Here is a 7,086-nt window from a genome sequence, read left to right on the forward strand (position 1 = left end):
CGCTCCCCCACCCTACCCCGCGGCGCGCTCCGGCAAGCTCAACAGGCCGGTGTGGTAGTCGTAGCCATAGATCTCGCCATAGCGGCCCCACTCCACCGCGATCTTCAGCACGCGCTCGGCTTCGTCGGGCTTGAGGAATTCCTCCAGCGAATCCAGGAAGTTCCTTTCCGGCAGCTCGCCGGCGGGTTCCTGTTCCAGGCTGTGGCGGATGTGCGCGGCCAGCGGCACGTGGGCCAGCAGCTGGCGGCCGAAGATGGCCTGCTTCTGGTCCTGGTCGGCCTGAACGTAGCGCTGGCCCAGCGGCGTCAGGTAGATGTCGCCCTTGTCGATCTGGGCCAGCCCGAACAAGCCCAGCGCTTCGCAGGCCGGCAGCAGGTCGTCGTCGGATATCTCGGCTTCCTCGGCCAGCTTGGGCAGGTCGGCGCGGCCATTGAACGGCGCCTCGGCCAGCACGTCGAGCACGCCTTCCATGCGCTCGACCTCGGTATGCGGAAAGCGGTAGCCCAGGCCCTGCTGGCGCGGCGTCGGCATGTCGTGCGCCGGGCGCTGCGTCATCAGCGCGTAGACCTCGTCGATCAGCGCCCGCACCTGCGGCGAATCGGCGTTGCGCGGCCGCGGCAGGCCGATCTGCACCTGGCTGCGGATGCGGCCGGGGTCGCTGGAGAACACGATGATGCGGTCGGCCATCATGACCGCTTCCTCGATGTTGTGGGACACGATCAGGATGCCCTTGGTCGAGATGCGGCTCTCGTCCCATAGTTCGAGCATGTCGTCGCGCAGCGTTTCGCCGGTCAGCACGTCGAGGGCCGAGAAGGCTTCGTCCATTAGCAGCACGTCGGGATTCATGACCAGGGCGCGGGCGATGCCGACGCGCTGGCGCATGCCGCCGGACAGTTCGCGCGGCAAGGCGCCGCCGAACCCGCCCAGGCCCATCAGGTCGAGCACCGCATCGGCGCGCCTGGCGCGCTCGGCCGGCGCCACGCCCTGGGCCTCCAGGCCCAGCTCGACGTTCTGCTGCGCGGTCAGCCAGGGGAACAGCGCGAAGGACTGGAACACCATGGCGATGCCTGCCGCGGGGCCGTACACCGGCTGGCCGCGGTAGGTGACGGTGCCCTGGTCGGCGTTGACCAGCCCCGCCATGATGCGCAGCAGGGTCGACTTGCCCGAACCGGACTTGCCCAGCAGGGCCACGATCTCGCCTTCGCGCAGCGTGAAGTCCACGTGTTCCAGCACGTGCCGGGCAGTGCCATCCGCGGCGCGGAACGATTTGCCGACATCGTGCAGTTCAATCAGGAAATTGGAAGGCATGGAGACTCCTACCGGCCGCGGTCTTCGGCCAGCAAATACAGTTTGCGCCAGAAAAACCGGTTCAGCAGCATGACGAAAATGCTCATGACGCCAATGCCGAGCGCGATGCGGTGGAAATCGCCCTGCTCGGTCATCTGCTTGATGTAACTGCCCAGGCCGTCGGCCACCAGCGAGGTATTGCCCCAGGACACGTACTCGGCCACGATGCTGGCGTTCCAGGAGCCGCCGCTGGCGGTGATGGCGCCGGTGATGAAACTGGGAAACACCGCCGGCAGGTAGACCCGGCGCCACAGCAGCCAGCCCTTCAGGCCCAGGTTGCCGGCCGCCAGGCGCAATTCATTGGGAATGGTCGAGGCGCCCGCCACCACGTTGAACAGGATGTACCACTGGGTGCCGAAGATGATCAGCGGGCTGAGCCAGATGTTCGGATTGAGCTTGAACGCCACCATCACGAACACCACGGCCGGAAACAGCAGGTTGACCGGGAACGCCGCCAGGAACTGCGCCACCGCCTGCACCCGTTGCGAATACCGGGGCCGCAGGCCGATCCAGACCGCGATCGGCACCCAGATCAGCGACGCAAGTCCGATCAGCACCATCACCCGCGCCAGGGTGATGCCGCCCAGGCCGACCACGTGCAGCACCTCGCCCCAGCCCACTTCCTGGTGCACGAACACGACCAGCTTGTAGGTCGCCAGCAGCGCGGCCGCGGCCAGCAGCGAATCCCATATGCGGGTCCAGCGCGGGTCCGGCGCCTTGGCGCGGGCACGGATCGAGGTGCCGTCGTAGGGCACGCTGAACCAGCCCAGCGCGCGCCGCATCCGCGCCCAGAACATGTTCGACAGGGCCTGCATCCAGCGGCTGCGGCGGGTCCAGTCCAGCAACCAGGACTGTTGCGCCACGTCGGCCTGCGATTCCTCGAAGCGGAACTTGTCGGCCCAGGCCAGCAGCGGCCGGAAGAACAACTGGTCGTAGAGCAGGATGCCGGCCATCATGGCGCCGATGGCCCAGGCGATGGCGCGGCCGTTTTCGGCGTCGATGGCCACCGCGATGTAAGAGCCGATGCCGGGCAGCTTGATGTCCTGGCCGGCCACCGAGATGGCCTCGGCCGCCACCAGGAAGAACCAGCCGCCGGACATGGACATCATCATGTTCCACAACAGGCCCGGGGTGGCGTACGGCAGCTCCAGGCGCCAGAAACGCTGCCAGCCGGACAGCCGGAACACCCGCGCGGCCTCGTTCAGCTCGGCCGGCACGGTGCGCATCGACTGGTACAGGCTGAACGCCATGTTCCAGGCCTGCGAGGTGAAGATGGCGAAGATCGCCGCGCACTCCACGCCCAGCAGGTTGCCGGGAAACAGCGCGATGAAGGGCGCGATGGCGATGGCCTGGAAACCCAGGATGGGCACCGATTGCAGGATGTCCAGCATCGGGATCATGGCTTTTTCGGCGGTGCGGAACTTGGCCGCGATGGCCGCGAAGACGAAGCTGAACAGCAGCGAAAAGGCCAGCGCCGTGAACATCCGCAGGATGGTGCGCAGCAGGTAGTACGGCAGGTAGATCGGATCCAGCGAGATCGGCAGTTCTTCGCCGACGGCGAAGGGGCGGCTCATCTGCGAGGCGCCATAGGCCATCGCGGCCAGCACCACCAGCACCAGGGGCAGGAGCGCCCAGTCCCAGCGATTGGGCGTGGAGCGGGACGACGCGGACGGGCGCGTCCGGGTGCTGAAGAGCTCGAACATGTCGGCAATGCTCCAGGGAGCGGGGGGTGAAGGCCCGCGCATTGAAGCATAACCAGATGACGCGTCACTGAACAGAAAACGACTGAAATCTGACGGTAATACGGGACGGCTCGCGCCGCCCCGTATTCCTCGGTTGACGGGGCCGCGCCGGCCACGCCTGAACCTGCAAGATCAGCGCTGCAGGGATTCCCAGCTTTTCATCAGGCGCTTGACCGACACCGGCATCGGCGTGCGCAATTCCTGCGCGAACAGGGCTACCCGCAGCTCCTCCAGCAACCAGCGGAACTCGTCCAGGCGCGGGTCGGGCGCCCCCTTCAGGGCCGAGCGGGCCCGCTGGTACTGGGTCACGAGCGGGGCCATCTCGGCCACCAGCTTGGCATCGCGGCCCGGATCGGCGCGCAGCTTGTCGATGCGCGCCACCGCCGCCTTCAGGTAGCGCGGGAAATGCGACAGCTGGGGGTAAGGGGTGTCGCGGATGAACCACTTGGGCATCAGCGCCCCCAGCTGCTGCTGCAGGTCGGCATAGGCCGCGGCGTGCGGCTTGGCCTGCGGCAGCTTGCGCTGCAGGGCCGCGTATTCGGTCAGGATCGTGCCCGCCAGGCGCGCCACCTCCTGCGCCAGCAGGCCCAGCCGGCCCTTGCCCTCGGCCCGGCGCGCCTCGAACTGCTGCTCGTTGACCGGCCAGGGCTCGGCCAGGCAGGCCTGGCCCAGGGCGCAGTCGATGATCTGGTCGCGCAGTTCTTCCTGCGTGCCCAGCGTCATGTAGAGCATGCTGATCCTGGTCAGGTCGGCCAGGTTCTTTTCCAGGAACTTGACCTGCTCGCGCAGGCCCAGCCGGAACAGCTTGAGCAGGCCGGCGCGGTGCGCCTTGCGGGCCTCGTCCGGGTCGTCGAACACGTCCAGGTCGCAATGCGCGCCGCGGTCGACCAGCGCCGGGTAACCGATGACCGACTGGCCACGGCGCTTGATCTCCATGATCTCCGGCAGCGGGCCGAAGGTCCAGGCGGTCAGGTTCTCGTGCGCCAGCGCCTGCGCCACCTGGGTGTCGCTGGCGGCCAACTGCTGGAAGGTGGCCTGGGCCTGCTTGCCGAACTCGGCGCGCAACTGCGCCAGGTTGCGGCCGGCCGCCAGCATGCGGCCGTGCTCGTCGACCACGCGGAAGTTCATGAACAGGTGCGCCGGCAGCGTCTCGAGCTTGAAGTCGGCGGCGGCCGGGCGCACCTGCACCTGGTCCCACATGTCGGCGATCAGGGCGTCCACCAGGCCGGTCTGCGGGTCGCCCAGGCGCTCGAACCAGCGGTCGTAGAAGCCGGCGGCGTAGTCGGGCAGCGGCACGCAGTGGCGGCGCAGCTTCTGCGGCAGCGACTTGAGCAGCAGGTGCACCTTCTCCTTGAGCATGCCGGGCACCAGCCATTCGCAGCGCGCCGGATCGATCTGGTTCAGGGCGAACAGCGGCACCGCCAGCGTCACGCCGTCGCGCGGCGAGCCAGGCTCGAAGTGGTAATCGAGCGCCATCGACACGCCCTGCCACTCCACCTTCTTGGGGAAGACGTCGGTGGTGACGCCGGCGGCCTCGTGCCGCATCAGTTCGTCGCGCGTCAGCAGCAGCTTGGCGGCTTCGGCCTTGTCGAGGCCGTTGACCCACTTTTCAAGCGTCGCGGTCTGCGAGATGTCGGCCGGCAGCTGGCGGTCATAGAAGGCGTAGATCAGCTCGTCATCGACCAGGATGTCGGGGCGACGGGTCTGATGCTCAAGTTTCTCGATGCCGGCGATCAGCTTGCGGTTGTGGGCCACGAAGGCCAGGCGCGTGTCGATCTCGCCCGGCACCAGCGCCTGGCGGATGAACAGTTCGCGCGCCTCGCGCGGATGGACCCGGCCGTACTGGATGCGACGGCCGCTGTAGATGGTCAGGCCATAGAGCGTGGCGCGTTCGTTGGCCACCACCTGGCCGGCCTTCTTTTCCCAGCGCGGGTCCGACCAGTTCTTGCGGATCAAATGGGCGCCGACCTTTTCCAGCCAGACCGGATCGATGCGCGCCACGCAGCGCGCATACAGGCGGGTGGTCTCGACCAGCTCGGCGGCGACGATCCAGCGGCCGGCCTTCTTCACCAGGCGCGAGCCCGGATGGATGTGGAAGCGGATCTCGCGGGCGCCCTGGTAGTGACCGCCCTCGTCGCTCTTGAAGCCGATGTTGCCCAACAGGCCCGACAGCAGCGCCATGTGCAGCTGTTCGTAGGTGGCCTCGACCTGGTTGACGCGCCAGCCCTGCTCGCCCACCAGGGCGGCCAGCTGGGTGTGGACGTCGTGCCATTCGCGCAGCCGGATGGGCGACAGGAAGTTCTGCCGCAGCAGGCCCACCAGCTTGCGCTGCGAGGCCTTGTGCTGCACCTGCTCGCCGTACCAGCGCCACAGCTTGAGGAAGGAGATGAATTCGGACTTGTCGTCGGCGAACTTGGCGTGCGCGGCTTCGGCCGCCTCGCGTTCCTGCATGGGCCGGTCGCGCGCGTCCTGCACCGACAGCGCCGAAGCGATGATCAGCATTTCCGCCAGGCACTGGTGCTCGCGCGCGGCCAGGATCATGCGGCCGATGCGCGGGTCCACCGGCAGCTTGGCCAGTTCGTGGCCGGTCTGGGTCAGGACGAACGAGGCGCCGGTGCGGCTGGCGTCGTCGCCATCATCGGCGGCCGCCAGTTCGATCGCGCCCAGTTCCTGCAGCAGGTGGTAGCCGTCGGCCACCGCGCGCCCGGGCGGGGCCTCGACGAACGGGAACTGCTCGATGTCGTCCAGCTTGAGCGACTTCATGCGCAGGATCACGGACGCCAGCGAGGAACGCAGCACCTCGGGGTCGGTGAAGGCGGCGCGGGCGTTGAAGTCGGCCTCGTCGTAGAGCCGGATGCAGACACCGGGGCCGACCCGGCCGCAACGGCCGGCGCGCTGGTTGGCCGAGGCGCGGCTGACCGGTTCGATGCGCAGCTGCTCGACCTTGTTGCGCCACGAATAGCGCTTGACCCGCGCCAGGCCGCTGTCGACCACGAAGCGGATGCCGGGCACCGTCAGCGAGGTTTCCGCCACGTTGGTGGCCAGCACGATGCGGCGCGCGTTGCCGCGCGGATGGAAGATCTGTTCCTGCTCGGCCTGCGACAGGCGCGCGTACAGCGGCAGTACCTCGGTGCCGGCCGGGTGGCGCTTGCGCAGCGCTTCGGCCGATTCGCGGATCTCGCGCTCGCCCGGCAGGAACACCAGCACGTCGCCGGGGCCGTGGCGGGCGCATTCGTCGACCGCGTCGACGATGGCGTCGATCAGGTCGCGTTCCTCGTCGCCCGACATGCGCTCGCGGTCGCGGCCAGGCCTGGCGGGCGCGGCCTCGTCCTCGGCGGCTTCCTCGCGCACCGGACGGTAGCGCACCTCGACCGGATACAACCGGCCCGAGACCTCGATCACCGGCGCCGGCTTGTCCTCGGACGCGGCGAAATGGCGGGCGAAGCGCTCGGCGTCGATGGTGGCCGACGTGATGATGACTTTCAGGTCGGGACGGCGCGGCAGCAGCTGCTTGAGATAGCCCAGCAGGAAGTCGATGTTCAGGCTGCGTTCGTGCGCCTCGTCGATGATGATGGTGTCGTAGCGGCGCAGGAGCGGGTCGCGCTGCGACTCGGCCAGCAGGATGCCGTCGGTCATCAGCTTGATCGACGCATTGGGGCCGGTGCGGTCGTTGAAACGCACCTGGTAGCCCACCACCTCGCCCATCGGCGTGTTCAGTTCCTCGGCGATGCGCTTGGCCACCGAAGTGGCGGCCAGCCGCCGCGGCTGGGTGTGGCCGATCATCTTCTGGCGGCCGCGGCCCAGTTCCAGGCAGATCTTGGGCAATTGGGTGGTCTTGCCCGAGCCGGTCTCGCCGCTGACGATGACCACCTGGTGGCCTGCGATGGCGCGCGCGATTTCCTGGCGCCGCGCGCTGACGGGCAGGTCTTCGGGGTAGGTCACGGCGGGAATGGGCCGCTCGGGGCGGGGCGCCTGGCGGGCCGCCGGGGCCGCGGCA

General features: G+C 68.4%; 3 protein-coding genes. All 3 read right to left on the minus strand.

The window, feature by feature from the left end:
* Nucleotides 1-12: 12 nt before the first annotated feature.
* A complete protein-coding gene (locus DK459_RS26935) occupies nt 13-1,308 on the minus strand; it encodes an AAA-associated domain-containing protein (RefSeq protein ID WP_006384041.1) in 1,296 nt (431 codons plus the stop codon).
* 8 nt (nt 1,309-1,316) lie between these two features.
* Nucleotides 1,317-3,050 carry an ABC transporter permease subunit gene (locus DK459_RS26940; protein WP_070542628.1) on the minus strand — a complete coding sequence of 578 codons (1,734 nt, stop codon included), beginning with the start codon at nt 3,048-3,050 and terminating at the stop codon, nt 1,317-1,319.
* 171 nt (nt 3,051-3,221) lie between these two features.
* On the minus strand, nt 3,222-7,086 hold a 3,865-nt coding region (gene hrpA / locus DK459_RS26945), incomplete at its 5' end, for an ATP-dependent RNA helicase HrpA (protein WP_233256866.1).

This window comes from Achromobacter sp. RW408 (assembly GCF_003184165.1).
GTDB lineage: Bacteria > Pseudomonadota > Gammaproteobacteria > Burkholderiales > Burkholderiaceae_B > Achromobacter > Achromobacter xylosoxidans.

Excerpts from the sequence above, each read along its gene's own strand:
- DK459_RS26935 (WP_006384041.1), bottom strand. The coding sequence starts at position 1,308 with ATGCCTTCCAATTTCCTGATTGAACTGCACGATGTCGGCAAATCGTTC.
- DK459_RS26940 (WP_070542628.1), bottom strand. The coding sequence starts at position 3,050 with ATGTTCGAGCTCTTCAGCACCCGGACGCGCCCGTCCGCGTCGTCCCGC.